This window comes from Skermanella stibiiresistens SB22 (assembly GCF_000576635.1).
Lineage (GTDB): Bacteria > Pseudomonadota > Alphaproteobacteria > Azospirillales > Azospirillaceae > Skermanella > Skermanella stibiiresistens.
On sequence record NZ_AVFL01000001.1, the window covers coordinates 78,463 to 94,372 of the forward strand.

11 protein-coding genes and 1 tRNA gene are annotated in these 15,910 nt (G+C 66.9%); 5 read left to right on the forward strand and 7 right to left on the reverse strand.

Annotation, left to right across the window (positions count from 1 at the left end; all coding sequences use genetic code 11):
• Window position 1: 1 nt before the first annotated feature.
• From N825_RS00380 to kdpF, 6 genes are read right to left on the reverse strand one after another with little or no spacing between them, the layout of a single operon-like run.
• A complete protein-coding gene (locus N825_RS00380) occupies window positions 2-700 on the reverse strand; it encodes a response regulator (protein ID WP_037445848.1) in 699 nt (232 codons plus the stop codon).
• A gap of 3 nt (window positions 701-703) precedes the next feature.
• Entirely contained in the window at window positions 704-3,397 is a 2,694-nt protein-coding gene (locus N825_RS00385; RefSeq protein ID WP_037445850.1) for a sensor histidine kinase, read from the reverse strand.
• Between the two features lie 19 nt (window positions 3,398-3,416).
• Entirely contained in the window at window positions 3,417-4,022 is a 606-nt protein-coding gene (kdpC, locus tag N825_RS00390; protein WP_051511327.1) for a potassium-transporting ATPase subunit KdpC, read from the reverse strand.
• 17 nt (window positions 4,023-4,039) lie between these two features.
• Window positions 4,040-6,100, reverse strand: a complete 2,061-nt coding sequence (gene kdpB, locus N825_RS00395) for a potassium-transporting ATPase subunit KdpB (protein WP_037445852.1) — start codon at window positions 6,098-6,100, stop codon at window positions 4,040-4,042.
• On the reverse strand, window positions 6,097-7,821 hold the full coding sequence (kdpA, locus tag N825_RS00400; protein ID WP_037445853.1) for a potassium-transporting ATPase subunit KdpA: 1,725 nt from the start codon (window positions 7,819-7,821) through the stop codon (window positions 6,097-6,099). Before kdpA ends, kdpB begins: the two co-directional genes overlap by 4 nt.
• A 15-nt stretch (window positions 7,822-7,836) precedes the next feature.
• The gene (gene kdpF / locus N825_RS37485; RefSeq protein WP_157618902.1) at window positions 7,837-7,941 is read right to left on the reverse strand and encodes a K(+)-transporting ATPase subunit F; all 105 of its coding nucleotides are present in this window, start codon (window positions 7,939-7,941) and stop codon (window positions 7,837-7,839) included.
• A 312-nt stretch (window positions 7,942-8,253) separates the two neighbouring features.
• Between kdpF and N825_RS00405 the strand changes: the two genes are divergently transcribed.
• Window positions 8,254-8,328, forward strand: a tRNA-Thr gene (locus tag N825_RS00405).
• 363 nt (window positions 8,329-8,691) lie between these two features.
• Here the strand turns inward: N825_RS00405 and N825_RS00410 are convergent.
• On the reverse strand, window positions 8,692-9,951 hold the full coding sequence (locus N825_RS00410; protein WP_084164073.1) for a right-handed parallel beta-helix repeat-containing protein: 1,260 nt from the start codon (window positions 9,949-9,951) through the stop codon (window positions 8,692-8,694).
• Window positions 9,952-10,917: 966 nt separating this feature from the next.
• Between N825_RS00410 and N825_RS00415 the strand changes: the two genes are divergently transcribed.
• The 4 genes from N825_RS00415 to N825_RS00430 all read left to right on the forward strand — a co-directional run bounded on the left by N825_RS00415 (window position 10,918) and on the right by N825_RS00430 (window position 15,906).
• Entirely contained in the window at window positions 10,918-12,882 is a 1,965-nt protein-coding gene (locus tag N825_RS00415; protein ID WP_037445855.1) for a methyl-accepting chemotaxis protein, read from the forward strand.
• 51 nt (window positions 12,883-12,933) lie between these two features.
• Window positions 12,934-13,692, forward strand: a complete 759-nt coding sequence (locus N825_RS00420) for a gluconate 2-dehydrogenase subunit 3 family protein (protein ID WP_051511330.1) — start codon at window positions 12,934-12,936, stop codon at window positions 13,690-13,692.
• A gap of 70 nt (window positions 13,693-13,762) precedes the next feature.
• A complete protein-coding gene (locus tag N825_RS00425) occupies window positions 13,763-15,532 on the forward strand; it encodes a GMC family oxidoreductase (protein WP_037445857.1) in 1,770 nt (589 codons plus the stop codon).
• A 5-nt stretch (window positions 15,533-15,537) separates the two neighbouring features.
• Window positions 15,538-15,906 (forward strand): c-type cytochrome, encoded by a 369-nt coding sequence (locus N825_RS00430; RefSeq protein WP_037445859.1) that lies wholly within the window; start codon window positions 15,538-15,540, stop codon window positions 15,904-15,906.
• Window positions 15,907-15,910: the final 4 nt, after the last annotated feature.

Sequence of the window (15,910 nt, forward strand, 5' to 3'; positions counted from 1 at the left end):
GTCACCGCCCTTCCCCGGTCCTCAGCCGATATCCCACGCCGGGTTCGGTGATGATCAGGGTGGGGCGGCCGGGGTCGGGTTCCAGCTTCTGGCGGAGCTGGTTGACGTAGACGCGCAGATAGACCGTGTCGTCGGCGTGGGCGGGGCCCCAGACCTCGCGGAGGATCTGGCCATGGGTCAGGATCTTGTCGCGGTTGTGGACCAGCAGGGTGAGCAGCGCGTGTTCCTTTGGCGACAGGCGCTGTTCGATCCCGTCGCGGATCACCAGCCGGCGCGGCAGATCGATCGTCAGCCCGCCGATCGCCAGCGTGTCCACCTCGGTCTCGCCAGCGGCGGCGGCACCGCGCTGGCGCGACGCGGCGCGGATGCGGGCCATCAGCTCGCCGATGCCGAACGGCTTGACGACATAGTCGTCTGCGCCGCGGTCCAGCGCCTCGACCTTATCGGTCTCGTCGGCGCGGACCGACAGGACGATGATCGGCACGGCGCTATCCTCGCGGATCGCGGTGATCACCTCCTGCCCGTCGATGTCGGGCAGGCCCAGGTCCAGGATCACCAGATCGGGCTTCTCCGCCTTGGCGGCATCGACGCCGGGACCGCCGGCCTCCGCCTCGACCACCTTGTAGCCAGACGCGGTCAGGCTGATCCGCAGGAACTTGCGGATCTGCGGCTCGTCATCGATCACCAGGATCTTCAGCATGCGTCAGGCGCTCTCGGGGTTCGGCTCGACCAGTTCGGCTGGTGCTGGCACCGGCAGGCGCATGACGACACAGGTGCCGGCCCCGTTCAATCCCGGCTGGGCGGAGACGCGGCCGCCATGGGCCTCGATGATGCCCCGGCAGATGGCGAGCCCCAATCCGGTTCCGGCGGTGCGGCTGTCGCCGTCCTCGACACGATAGAACATGTCGAAGACCCTTTCACGGTCCTCTTCCGGGATGCCGGGCCCTTGGTCGCAGACCTCGATCAGGACGGTGTCGTCACGCCGCACGGTCCAGATCGTGATCGGCGTTCCGGCCGGCGAGTATTTGCAGGCGTTGTCCAGCAGGTTGAAGATCACCTGCTCCATCAGCATCGGGTCCAGGCGGAGCAGCGGCAAGGCCGGGTCGATCTCGACCTTGACGGCGCGGCGGCGCAGCAGCTTGCCCGCCCGCTCGACCGCCGAGGCGATGATGTCGCGCGGATCGACCCAGTCGGCGCGCGGCTTCAACTGCCCCGATCCCAGCCGCGTCATGTCCAGCAGGTTCTGGACGAAGCGGTTCAACCGTTCCGCCTCGTCCTGGATGGTCTGGGCCAGATCGAGCCGGTCGACGGCGTTCAGCGACGCGTCATACGAGATCAGGCTGGACGAGGCGCCCAGGATCGAGGCCAGTGGCGTCCTCAGATCGTGCGACAGCGACGACAGCAGGGCGGAGCGCAGGCGCTCGGTCTCGGCCGCCAGCCGGGCCTGCTCGATGTCGGAGACGAGGCTGGTGCGCTCGATCGCCAGCGCCGCCTGATCGGCCAGGGTGTCGAGCAGGCGGTTCTCCTCCGGCGAGAGCAGGCGGTCGCCCGCCTCGATCTGGACGCCCAGCACGCCGACCGGCGCCCGCCCGGTCTTGAGCGGCAGGAACAGCCATTCCGAGGTCGGCAGGGTCGTCGAGCCCCGGCCCGCCGGCTGGCCGTGCGACCACGCCCAGTCCGCCGCGGCCCGCGCCTTGTCGTCCAGCCTGTCCTCCGGCGGGAATCCCGCCTTGATGGTCAGGCTGTCGCGTTCGGGCAGCAGGATCAGCGATCGGCCGCGCAATGTCGCCGCCACATGGTGGACCACCGCCCACAGCACGTCGTCCTGATTGGCCGCCGCCGCGATCCGCCGGCTGAAATCGTAGAGGTTGGTGGTCCGGCGGGCGCTGGTCCGGGTCGATTCCACCTGCATCCGAACGCGGGCCGCCAGATTGCTGGTGATGAAGGCGGTGATCAGGAAGAAAACCACCGTCAGGATGTTGCGGGTATCCGAGATATCCAGGGTAAACAGGGGGTCGGTGAAGAAGAAGTTGTAGGCCAGGAAACTGGCGACCGAGACCGCGATCGACGGCCCCAGGCCATGGCGGATCGCCACCAGCAGCACCGCCATCAGGTAGATCAGCGAGATGTTGGGGAGATCCAGGAACAGGCTGAGGCCATATCCCAAGGCGGACGCGGCGGCGGTCGCCGCCGCCGCCACCGCGTAGCCGGTCCAGTCGAAGCCGGCTTGGCGCGTGGCGAGGACAGGGAGCTGGCGCCGCGGCTCGTCATCGCCCGCCACCACGGTCACGTCGAACCGATCGGCCCGCGCCAGCAGCTCCGCCGTGACGTTACGGTGACGGAACGGCAGCCAGCCGTCCCTCTCGGCGCGGCCGACGATGATCTGGCTGACATTGCGGGTGCTGGCGAGATCCAGCAGTTCGGCGACGGTGTCGTCGCCCTGGATCACCATCGTTTCGGCACCGAGTTGTTCCGCCAGCCGAAGCGCCTCGGAAATGCGGGTCTTGGTCTCCTCGTCCAGGCTGGCGTGGCGATAGGTCTCGACATGCACCGCCATCCACGGCGCCTGCCGGCGTTCCGCCGTGCGCTTCGCCGTCCGCACCAGTCGCTGGACCGATGTTCCGGGACCGACGCAGACGAGGATGCGCTCGCGGGTCGGCCAGGGCCCGGGGATGGCGTGGGCGCGCATGTAGCTGACCATCTGCGCGTCGACCCGCTCGGCGGCGACGCGCAGCGCCATCTCGCGCAGCGCCGTCAGGGTCCCGGCGGAGAAGAAGTGATCGACAGCCCGGCGCGCCTGCTCCGGCACATAGACCTTGCCCTCGGCCAGCCGCTTGATCAGCGTTTGAGGCGGCAGGTCGATCAGCTCGATCTCGTCGGCGGTCTGGAGCACGCCGTCGGGGACCGTCTCGCGCACCGTGACGCCGGCGATGCGCTCGACGACGTCGTTCAGGCTTTCCAGGTGCTGGACGTTGAGGGTCGAGTAGACATCGATCCCCGCCGCCAGGAGCTCCGCGACGTCCTGGTGGCGCTTGAGGTGGCGGCTGCCCGGAACGTTGGTGTGGGCCAACTCGTCGACCAGCACCAGCCGGGGCCGGCGCTTGAGGATGGCGTCGAGGTCCATCTCGGGAAAGACGCGGTCGCGGTATTCGACCGGCTTCCGCGGCAGTTCCTCCAAACCTTCCACCAGCGCCTGGGTGTCGCGCCGGCCATGGGTCTCGACGATGCCGATGACGACATCGACATGCTCGCGCTTCTGGTCACGCGCCGCCTCCAGCATCGCGTAGGTCTTGCCGACGCCGGGAGCGGCGCCGAGGAAGATCTTGAGCCGGCCGCGCCGCTCGCGGTTGGCTTCGGCGAGCAGCGCGTCGGGCGAGGGTCTGTCGGATTCGGCCATCTACTCTTCAGGCTGGTCTTCAGGTGCCGGGCGGTTCGGCGCCATCGGGCACCACGGCGGGCAAGGCGTCAAGCGCCAGGTTGAGCGCCAGCACGTTGACCCGCGGCTCGCCGAACAGTCCCAGCGTCCTGCCCTCGGTCAGGGAGGAGACCAGGGTGCGCAGCTGGGCTTCCGGAATGCCGCGGGCGGCGGCGATCCGCGGCGCCTGCCACAGGGCGGCGCCCGGCGACAGGTGCGGGTCGAGCCCGCTGCCCGACGCGGTGACCAATTCGACCGGGATCGGGCCGCGCGCCGCGGCGTCCGGGTTGGCCGCCCGCAGCGCGTCGATCCGGGCCTTGACCTGATCGATCAGCGGCCCGCTGGTCGGGCCGTAATTGGAGGCGCCCGACGCCTCCGCCTTGTAGTCGGCCGCCGAGGGCCGGGGCTGGAAGTGCCCCGGTTCGGTGAAGCCCTGAGCGATCAGCGTCGAGCCCACGACCTCGCCGTCGCGCGTCACCAAGCTGCCATGGGCCTGGGTCGGGAATAGCGCCCAGGCCAGGCCGGAGACGGCCAGCGGATAGAGCGCGCCGGTGATGATGGTGAGGACCACCAGCATCATCAGCGCCGGTTTCAGTTCCTTCAGCATGGTTTGGTGAGCCCTGGTTAGACGAGACCGAGCGCGTTGACGCCCAGGTCGATGAGCTTGATGCCGATGAACGGGACGACCAGCCCGCCCAATCCATAGACCAGCAGGTTGCGCCGGAGCAGGCTGGCGGCCCCGGCGGGACGGTAGCTGACGCCTTTCAGCGCCAATGGGATCAGCGCCACGATGATCAGCGCGTTGAAGATGATCGCCGACAGGATGGCGCTGGACGAGCTGCCGAGCCCCATGACGTTGAGGGCGCCCAGCTGGGGATAGGCCGCCACGAACAGCGCCGGGATGATCGCGAAGTACTTGGCGACATCGTTGGCGATGGAGAAGGTGGTCAGGGCGCCCCGGCTCATCAGCAGCTGCTTGCCGATCATGACGATCTCGATCAGCTTGGTCGGATCGCTCTCGAGGTCGACCATGTTGCCGGCCTCGCGCGCCGCTTGGGTGCCGGTGTTCATGGCGACCCCGACATCGGCCTGCGCCAGGGCGGGGGCGTCGTTGGAGCCGTCGCCGCACATGGCGACCAGCTTGCCCTCCGCCTGCTCGTGGCGGATCAGCTCCAGTTTGCGCTCGGGCGTCGCCTCCGCCAGGAAATCGTCGACGCCGGCCTCGGCCGCGATGGCCGCCGCGGTCAGCGGGTTGTCTCCCGTGACCATGACGGTGCGGATGCCCATCTGGCGCAGTGTCGCGAAGCGCTCGCGGATGGCGGGCTTGACGATGTCCTTCAGATGGATGGCGCCCAGCACCCGTTTGTCCCGGGCGACCACCAGCGGCGTGCCGCCAGCCTTGGCGATCCGCTCGACCGACTGACGCAGGTCGCGTGGCACGGCGTCCTCGCCGACATGGCGGATGATCGAATCGACGGCGCCCTTGCGGATCGAGCCGGCCGGCGTGTCGACGCCGCTCATCCGGGTCTGCGCTGTGAAGGGCACGAAGGTGTAGCCGGGGGTTTCGGCCGAACCCGCCTGGAAGCCGAACTTCTGGCGGGCCAGCGCCACGATCGATTTGCCCTCCGGGGTGTCGTCGGCCAGCGAGGCGAGCAGGGCGGCTTCGGCCAGATCGCGGTCGTTGATGCCGGCGACCGGGACGAACTCCGCCGCCTGCCGGTTGCCCAGCGTGATGGTGCCGGTCTTGTCCAGCAGCAGCGTGTCGATGTCGCCCGCCGCCTCGACCGCGCGGCCCGACTTGGCGATGACGCTGAAGCGGACCAGCCGGTCCATGCCGGCGATGCCGATGGCCGACAGCAACCCGCCGATGGTGGTCGGGATCAGCGTGACCAGCAGCGCCACCAGGAAGACGACCGGCAGGGTGATGCCGGAGTACACGGCGAAGGCCTCCAGCGTCACCACCACCACCAGGAAGATGATGGTCATGCCGGCCAGCAGGATGTTCAGCGCGATCTCGTTGGGGGTCTTCTGGCGCTTGGCGCCCTCGACCAGCGTGATCATGCGGTCGAGGAAGCTCTCGCCCGGATTGACGGTGATCCGGACCACGATCCGGTCCGACACAACGCGGGTGCCACCGGTGACCGCCGAGCGGTCGCCGCCGCTCTCGCGGATCACGGCCGCCGATTCGCCGGTGATCGCCGACTCGTCCACCGTCGCGATGCCGGCGACCACGTCGCCGTCGCCGGGGATCACCTCGCCCGCCTCGACCACGACCAGGTCGCCGGCGCGGAGGCTGGCGGCCGGCACCGACTGCCAGTCCGTGGCCGCGACATCGGCCAGCTTGCGGGCTGATGTCTCCGTCTTGGTCTTGCGCAGGCTGGCGGCCTGGGCCTTGCCGCGGCCTTCCGCGACCGCCTCGGCGAAGTTGGCGAACAGGACGGTGAACCACAGCCAGGCCGTGATCTGGCCGACCACGGCGAGGTTGGCCCCGGCATCGGGGCCGGTCCCGCCCGTGAACAGGTCGCGGACGAACAGGACGGTGGTCAGCGCCGCCACCACCGCCGTGACGAAGATGACGGGATTGCGCACCAGCTCGCGCGGGTCGAGCTTGCGGAGCGCCGAGGTGGCCGCCTGGGCGGCGATGCCGGCGTCGAACAGGGAGATCTCTGAGGTGCGGTGTATCATTGGGGGGCGCCCGTGAAGGAAATTCCCTGGGTCATCAGCAGGTGTTCGACGATCGGTCCCAGCGACAGCGCGGGGAAGAAGGTCAGGCCGCCGACAATCAGGACGACGCCGATCAGCAGCCCGACGAACAGCGGGCCGTGGGTCGGGAAGGTGCCGGCCGACGCCGGCAGGGTCTTCTTGGCGGCGAGGGTGCCGGCGATGGCCAGGACCGGCAGGATCACCAGGAAACGGCCGAACAGCATGGCCACCGCCAGCGCCGTGTTGTGGAACGGCGTGTTGGCGCCGAAGCCGCCGAACGCGGAGCCATTGTTGCCGGTGCCCGACGCGTAGGCGTAGAGCACCTCCGACAGGCCGTGCGGCCCGGCGTCCTGGATCGAGGCGGCGGCGGCCGGCACGACCAGCGTCAGGGCCGACAGCCCCAGCACGCCGAACGGCACGGTCAGCGCCGCGATCATCGCCAGCTTGATCTCCTTGGCCTCGATCTTCTTGCCGAGGTATTCGGGCGTCCGCCCGACCATCAGGCCGGCGATGAAGACGGCTAGCAGCACGAAGATCATCATGCCGTAGAGACCGGCGCCGACGCCGCCGAACACGACCTCGCCCAGCATCATGTTGACCATCGGCACCATGCCGCCCAGCGGCATGAAGCTGTCATGCATGGCGTTGACCGAGCCGTTGGACGCGGCGGTCGTCGCCACCGCCCACAGGGCCGAGTTGGCGACGCCGAAGCGGACCTCCTTGCCCTCCATGTTGCCGCCAAGCCCATCGACTCCCGCCGCGATCAGGGCGGGGTTGGTGGCGCTCTCGGCCCAGGTGGCGACGCCGATGCCGATCACCAGCATGACGCCCATCGCGGCGAAGATCGCCCAGCCCTGGCGGCGGTCGCCGACCATGCGGCCAAAGGTGTCGGTCAGGCCGGCGGCCAGCGCCAGCAGGAACAGCATCTCGACCAGGTTGGTGGCGGGCGTCGGGTTCTCGTAGGGGTGCGCCGAGTTGACGCCGAAGAAGCCGCCGCCGTTGGAGCCGATCTGCTTGATCGCGATCTGCGACGCCGCCGGACCCTGGGCGATCACCTGCTGGCCGCCTTCCAGCGTCTGGGCGGTGACATAGGCGTCGAAGTTCTGCGGCACACCCTGCCAAACCAGGAACAGCGCCAGGACGATCGACAACGGCAGCAGCAGGTAGAGCGTGCCGCGGACCAGATCGACCCAGAAGTTGCCGACCGTGCGGGTGCCACGCCGGGCGAAGCCGCGGATCAGCGCCACCAGCACGGCGATGCCGGTCGCGGCGGACACGAAGTTCTGCACGGTCAGGCCGGTCATCTGGACCAGATAGCCCAGCGCCGCCTCGCCGCTATAGGCCTGCCAGTTGGTGTTGGTGGTGAAGCTGACCGCCGTGTTGAAGGCGAGATCCGGCGCCACGGCGGACATGTCGGCCGGATTTAGCGGCAGCCCGTGCTGGAGTCTGAGCAACCCATAGAGCGCCAGCAAGCCCAGCAGGTTGAAGGCCAGCAGCGAGGCGGCGTAATGCGTCCAATGCTGCTCCCGCGCCGGATCGACGCCGCACAGCCGGTAGAGCCCGCGTTCGACCGGCCCCAGCACCCTGTCGAGGGGAGCGGGACCGGCGCCGAAGACACGGGCCATGTAGCCGCCCAGCACGGGGGTGAGGGCGGTCAGGATGACGAGATAGAGGGCGATCTGAAGCAGCCCGGCGGAATCCATGTCTGGTTCCTCCGCTCAGAACCGTTCCGGGCGCAGCAGGGCGTACCCGAGATAGACCAGCAACCCGGCGGCGACGGTGCCGCCCAGGATGAAGTCGAGCGATAGCGATTCAAGAGACATGGCGCCGCTCACAATCGCTCCAGCGCGCCGGTCAGCCGATCGAACGCGGCGAAGAACGCCAGCGTCACGATCAGGAAAACAAGATCGGCCATGGTTGGAAACTCCCTTGGGAAACCACGAGGAAATCGAGGATCCAAGGCTAGGCCGGAGCCGCGTTAATTCTCCATGCGGAGTTTCGCGGCTTTGGTAAGCGCTGCGTCAAGGGATGTAAGGAAGATGTAAACGCCGGCTGCCGGCCTCGACGTCACCAGCCGGAAAAACGCTTGATCGCCGCGGCGGAACCGGGTAGGAAGCGAGGATCAAGCCACGATCGCCGGTTTAGCTCAGTGGTAGAGCACCCGCTTCGTAAGCGGTAGGTCGTCAGTTCAAATCTGACAACCGGCACCATTTTCCCCAAAAAGCACCTCCCAAAGAACGACCAGCTTGCGCCCGGCAAGCGAATCCGCGTCGCGCGGCGGCGTCATTGGATTGACCGTTTGAAAACACGATGCCGACTGATTGAAAGTCAAAGCCCGACCGATTGAAAGAGCGGCGCCCACTTCCGCTTGGCGAACCAGTCGTCGGCGTCCTGATCTACTAGCCCCCCGAGGTCATGGTCGTTCGAGGCGCGATAACCTGCTCACAGGTCGCCGGGTGACATCGTCCCGGATTGGGTAGGGTAACCCACTGACATCCTGATGATAATCAACGCCATAGTGGAACCGCGCTCGTTCACTACCGTGGCTCCACCATGGCCTGGGCGATGATGCCTCAGACGAAGGCGAGATACCCGGCGTCGTCGCCGATGCCGAGCAGCGTCAGCGTGTGGGCGGGGTCGGTGGCCGACGCGGCTGACGTATCGCCCGCCGCCGAGCCGGATGCCGCCGCCTCGGTCGTGCCGAAGAACAGCGTCAGGGCCGTGTCGGTGGTGGCCATCTCGTCCGACGCGGCGGCGGAGACGCCCAGGACGGCGCCGGCCCTGCCGGTGTCGAAGCTGCCCGTCGTGGTGTTGCCGCTGTTGGTGAGGCCCGATGAACTGCCGGACTGGACCGTCAGCCATTTCGCCTTCGAGACGATGTTGTTGAGGATGTCGATGTCGCTCGACGCCGTGCCGTGGTTGTCGGAGGCGACGTTGACGACCGAGGGGTAGCTGTTGTTCGGGGCGAACTTGTTGCCGGTTATCGTGCTGTCGGTCCCGGCCAGGACGTTGACCGCGCGCTTGGCGAGGTCGTGGATGTAGTTGCCGGAGACCAGGATGTCCTTCGCCTCGTAGTCGAGGTTCCTGGGCCAGGTGCTGCCCGCGGCGGAACTCCAGCCGCCGACGATGACGCCGTCGAGCACGTTTCCGATGTCGTTGTAGAGGATCTTGATGTCCTCCGATCCACTCTTGACCGTGATTCCGGAGCGGTTGCCGTCCTTGCTGCCATCCGAGATGTCGTTGTAGGCGATGATGGCGTTCCGCACATAGACGTTGTCGATGCCCTCCTCGCGGCCGTAATTGGCGATGGTGTTGCCGACCACCGCGACGTTCACGGCCTGCGCCAGCTTGATCCCGTCGACGGCCGAGCCGCTGATCCTGTTGTCCTCGATCACGATGTTGGTCGTCATGTTCGACAGGCCGTTGCCGCCCTGGGTCAGCTTGATGCCCTCGCTGCCGCCCTGGATGGTGAAGCCCTTGATGATCAGGTTGTCCTCGCCATAGGCGTAGATCGCGGCCTTGGACGAGGATGCCGCGATCTTGGCCGAGCCCTCGCCATCGGCGGACACCAGCCAGATCGGCTTGGTCGAGGTTCCGCTCTTGCCGTCCAGCGACACGTTCTCGTTGTAGGTTCCCGCCTTGACCATGACCGCGGTCCCGGCGGCCGCCTTGTTGACGGCGGCCTGGATCGTGTTGAACGGCGACGCGGAGGAGCCGTTCCCGCCGCTTCTGGCGTTGTCGTCGACCCACAGCGTGGTGGTCGGCGAGACGCCGGAGAAGCTCGAGATGACGGACTTGGCCTGGGAACTGATCGACAGCGCGGAATATGCCATTGAAGCCTCCTTGGCCGCGGAACGGGAGCCGATGTGAAGGGCCGCGCTCGCGGGGATTGTTCGTCAGCGACACGAAGGGGGATGACGCGAAGGAAAGCCTCACGCCGGAAGGGATCATCCCGGATGGGAGCCAGGATCGGGCGATGGACTTGGGCGGCGGGACGGAGTGGTGGAGTACTGGCGGAAACTGATCTGGTGGATGGGGTGGGCGGCCACTGGCGCGCCCGCTGATTTTGTTGGGATCGAGCTTGGATGCTAAGGTAGAGAATAAAATTTAAAGGTCAATATACACGATTGTATATGGGAATTCCGGAAAAATGTATAAATTCAAATATCACATTGTTGAAATCATCTAGTTCGTCTAATCCCAATGGCGCCGGTGCTTGGTGGCCGCTATCCAATCAGTGTGGGTGCTGAGCTGGCGATCTCTAGTGGGGGCTCGCATGCCTTCGGGAACACGCAGAATATTGACAGCCTGTGATTAAAATCGGATTTTATTCAGATTTTTTGTGTTTTATCATTGGAAGTACAAGAAACGATCAGCCATGATGCCGATACCGCCCGAACAGTCCGGAAAATGCCAAGTATCGGTATGACATTGGGACGGTTCATTAACCATGATTTCAAACCCTGACTTTCTGCGGATCGCCTTTCCGCTTATGGTCTGACGCTACAGGCAGACATGCCGCGAAATGGAAAATATCATGCCCTTAAAAGTGGCCGTTGTTAGTTAGAATGCCAAATATAGCTGACTTAGTTTTCCATATTCTAAAAAACTATTACCTAAGGCTTAGGATCGTTACTCAGAAAAAACCTAAAATGACTTACATTATTATCGTTTCAGCAAGAATTTCCTGATGAAGATCGCCCGGACAAACTCCGACATGGGTGGCGCGCGGTCAATTTAGCCGTGGCGGTGCCTGACCCAAGTCCACCGGAGCCGCGCTTGATCAGGAAGTGAATTGCATGTTTCAGATCCGTTCCATCGCCATGAGGCTCGTGGTTGCCATCGCGGCCACCGCGGCGGTCGCTTCCGGCGTCCTTTGTGTATTCGCCACGATGAAACAGAACGAGGTCACCAGTCTGGCCCTCGAGCGCGAGATGCGCCTTCAATATGAAAGCGTGATCGCGGCCTTCGAGTACGAGGGGCGCACCGCCTCCGCCGTGGCGGCGGTCGTCGGCGCCCTTCCCGATGTCCAGGCCGCCTTGGACGACGAGAACCGCGAGGCGCTCGGCGCCACCCTGGGCGCGGCCCAGAAGGCGTCCAAGGCCCTGGGCGTCGGACCCTGGTCGTTCACCAAGCCGCCCGGAATCACGACGTACCGCGTCCATGATCCGAAGAGCTTCGGCGACGACGTCTCGCAGCGCCGCCGCACGGTGGCCCTGGTCAACCAGAGCCAGAAGGGCGTCACCGGCATCGAGCCGGGCCGCGACAACCTGGGCGTCTACAGCGTGGGCCCGGTGGTCCGCGACGGCCGCTTCATCGGTGCGATCGACATCGGCGTCACCTTTGGTCCGGTCTTCGTCGAGCGGATCAAGTCGCGCTTCGGGGTCGATTTCGCGGTCCACCGGATGCAGGGCGACGTTTTCGCCACGCTGGGCAGCAGCCTGGCCGACAAGACCCTGGCGAGCCCCGCCGAACTGGCCCAGGCGCTGGATGGCACGGTGGTGCTGCGGCGGAGCGAGCTGGACGGCCACCCCGTCGCCTTGTATCTCGGCCAGTTGAAGAACTTCGCCGGCGAGCCGGTCGCGGTGATCGAACTGGTCCAGGACATCTCCAGCTTCGTCGCGATCGAGAGCGGCACCGTCTGGTATCTCGGCACCGCCACTGGCGTGGTCCTGCTGGCCGCGATCCTGGTGGCGCTGATGGTCGGCCGCGGCCTGACCCGTCCGCTGGAGCGGCTGCGCGAGGCGATGCGCCGCCTGTCCACCGGCGACACCTCCGTCCAGATCCCCGGCCGCGACCGGCGCGACGAGCTGGGCACGATGGCCGAGGCGGTGGAGGTGTTCAAGACCTCCATGGTCGAGGCGGAAACCCTGCGCGGTCGCCAGGAAGCCGACCGCGCCGCCGTCGAGGTGGATCGGAAGCGCGGCATGAACCAGCTCGCCGACAATTTCGAGGCGAGCGTCCGGCACGTGATCGACGCCGTCTCGTCCGCCGCCACCGACATGCGGGTCACCGCCCAGTCGATGTCGGCCACGGCCGAGGAGACCCAGCGCCAAACGCTGGCGGTCGGCTCCGCGTCGGAACAGACCTCGACCAACGTGCAGACGGTCGCCACGGCGGCCGAGGAGCTGTCGTCCTCCATCTCCGAGATCGCCCGCCAGACCTCCAACGCGTCGTCGGTGGCGGCGCGGGTCAGCGAGGAGGGGCGCCGGACCGACGTGATCGTGTCGGGCTTGACCAACTCGGCCCAGCGAATCGGCGAGATCGTCCAGATGATCCAGCAGATCGCCAGCCAGACCAACCTGCTGGCGCTGAACGCGACGATCGAGGCGGCCCGCGCCGGAGAGGCCGGCAAGGGCTTCGCGGTCGTGGCGTCCGAGGTCAAGCAACTGGCGACCCAGACCTCCAAGGCGACCGAGGACATCCAGGCCCAGGTCAGCGAGATCCAGACCGAGACCGGCAGGGCCGCGGCCGCCGTCCGCGACATCTCGGCCCGGATCGAGGAGCTGAGCGGCATCACCGCGTCGGTCTCCAGCGCCGTCGAGGAGCAGGGTGCGGCGACCCAGGAGATCGCCCGCAACGTCCAGCAAGCCGCCTTGGGCACCCAGGAGGTCTCCTCCACCATCGGTTCGGTCACGGCGGCCGCCAACGAGACCGGCAGCGCCGCCGCCCAGGTCGTGGCGTCGGCCGACGACCTCGCGACCCAGTCGACCCGGCTGCGCGCCGAGGCCGAGCAGTTCCTGGCGACCATCAGGGCCGCCTGAGAACCCGCGTATCGAAGAATCATAAGAGCATAATCGAGGATCACGAGAGACATGACCGAAGCACTGCCCCGGCGCCGATTCCTGATCGGCGCCGCAGCGGGAACCGCCGCCGTGACCACCGTCGGCGCCTTCGCGGCCCCCGACATCGCCCTGGCCGCCCCGGAAGCCGCGGCTCCCGAGGCCAAGCCGGAAACCACGCCGACGGGCCAAGTCGCGACCGCTCCGGATTACGTGCCGGAGCCGATGCGGATTCTGACGGCCACGGAGGCGGCGTTCATCACCGCCGCGGCCGACGCCATCATCCCAGCCGACGACCTGTCGCCGTCGGGCTCGGAATGTGGGGTCGTCACCTATATCGACGGGCAGCTGGCGGGGGCCTACGGCGCCGGGGCCAGGATGTACCGCGCCGGTCCGTTCAGCACGCCCCAGCAGGGTGCGGGCGAGCAGTCGCCGCTGTCGCCGCTGGAGTTCATCCGCGCCGGCATCTCCGCCGCCAACACCTGGGTCAAGGGCAAGTACGGCAAGGAGCTGGACGGCCTGGAGCCGGCCCAAGTGGCCGAGGCGCTGAAGGCGATGGACGGCGGCAAGGCGGAATTCGCGGCGATCGGCTCCAAGCCGTTCTTCAACGCGCTGCTCCAGCTGGTGATGGAGGGCTATTTCTCCGACCCGATGTACGGCGGCAACCGGAACATGGCCTCGTGGCGGATGATCGGCTACCCCGGCCTGCCAGCCACATACGCCGACAAGATCGAGACCTATCGCGGCAAGCGATACGAGGTCGAGCCGCAGTCGATCGCGGACTTCTCGTAATCAAGGCCAGCGGCCCGCCCCCCTTTTCCCCAGCGGGGGCGGGCGCCTCAAAGGGTAGAGACAAGCAGACATGGCAAAGAAACTGAACGAAGTCGACGTCGTCCTGGTCGGCATGGGCTGGACCGGGAGCATCATGGCCCGGGAACTGAGCAAGGCCGGCCTGAACGTCGTGGCGCTGGAGCGCGGCCCCAACCGCATTCCCGGCGAGGACTTCACCCTGCCGAACATCCGCGACGAGCTGCGCTTCTCGGTCCGCCAGGAGCTGATGCAGGACCCGGCGCAGGAGACGGTCACCTTCCGCCACGCGACCGACAAGTCGGCGCTGCCGATGCGCCGGTTCGGCTCGTTCCTGCCGGGCGACGGCGTCGGCGGCATGGGCACCCACTGGAACGCCCAGACCTACCGCTTCCTGCCGAGCGACCACACCCTGCGCACCGACCTGACCAAGCGCTATGGCAAGAAGAAGATCCCCGACGACATGCTGATCGCCGACTGGGGCGTCACGTATGACGAGCTGGAGGTGCACTACGACCGCTTCGAGAAGCTGTGCGGCCTGTCGGGCAAGGCCGGCAACCTGCGCGGCGAGATCCAGAAGGGCGGCAACCCGTTCGAGGGCTGGCGCAGCGCCGAGTATCCGAACAAGCCGCTGAAGCCGTCGATGGCCGGCGTGATGTTCGAGAAGGCCGCGACCGAGCTGGGCTACAGCCCGTTCCCGGCACCCGCCGGCAACATGAGCGCGTCCTACGTCAACCCCGAGGGTGTCCGCCTGGGCGCCTGCCAGTATTGCGGCCACTGCGAGCGGTTCGGCTGCGAGGCCAACGCCAAGTCGAGCCCGAACACGACGCTGCTGCCGGTGCTGGTCAAGGAGCCCAAGGTCGAGATCCGCGACCGCTGCTACGCCAGCCGGCTGGTCTACGACAAGGCCGGCAAGAAGGTCACCGCCGTCGTCTATGTCGACCTGCGCACCGGCGAGGAATACGAGCAGCCGGCCGGCATGGTCTTCCTGTCGGCCTGGGTGTTCGGCAACACCCAGATGCTGCTGCATTCCGGCATCGGCCAGCCCTATGACCCCAAGACCGGCAAGGGCGTGGTCGGCCGCAACTACTGTCACCAGATCCAGTCGGCGGTCGGCGTCTTCTTCGAGGACAAGGAGCTGAACCCGTTCATGGCGGCGGGCTCGCTCGGCATGGTGATCGACGACTTCAACGGCGAGAACTTCGACCACAAGGACGTCGACTTCCTGGGTGGCGGCTACATCGCGCTGAACTCGACCAACGGCCGCCCGATCCTGAACCGGCCGGTGCCGCCGGGCACGCCGCGCTGGGGGTCGGAGTGGAAGGAGGCGACCGCCAAGTGGTACCGCCGCGCCGCCAGCATGAACTGCCAAGGCTCCAACTACGCCAGCCGGGGCAACTACCTGGACCTGGATCCGACCTACAAGGACATCTTGGGCCGCCCGCTGGTCCGGATGACCTACAACTTCACCGACAACGACCGCAAGATGTCGGCTTTCCTGACCGAGAAGGGCGCCGGGATCGCCAAGGCGATGGGCGCCACCCACATCTCCGCCAACCCGCGCAAGGGCGATTTCGATGTGGTGCCCTACCAGTCCAGCCACAACACCGGCGGCACGCCGATGGGCACGGACCCGAAGACCAGCGTCGTCAACCGCTATCTCCAGCACTGGGACGCCCACAACCTGTTCGTGCTGGGCGCCTCGGTGTTCCCGCAGAACGCCGGCTACAACCCGACCGGCGCCGTGGGGGCCCTGACCTATTGGGTCGCCGACGCCGTGGTCAACAAGTACCTGAAGAACCCCAACCACCTGATCAAGGCCTGATCGACATGAAGCGCATGATTATCCTCGCGCCGAGCCTGCTCGGCGTGATGATGGCGAGCTTGTCCGCCACCGCGCACGCGGCGGACGGAGCGGAGGTCTACGAGACCTGCGCCGCCTGCCATGGCGAGAAGGGCGAGGGAACCGACAGCGGCCCGGCGCTGACCGGCGTCGTTGGCCGCAAGGCGGGCTCCGCCAGCGGGTTCCGCTATTCCCCGGCGATGAAGCGCAGCGGCATCACCTGGGACGCCGAACAGTTGAAGGCGTTCCTCGCCAACCCGCAGGCCAAGGTCAAGGGCAACCGCATGCCGTTCGACGGTGTCCACGACGAAGCCGAGCGGGACGCCGTGGTGACGTATCTGGAAGGCCTGAAGTAAGGGT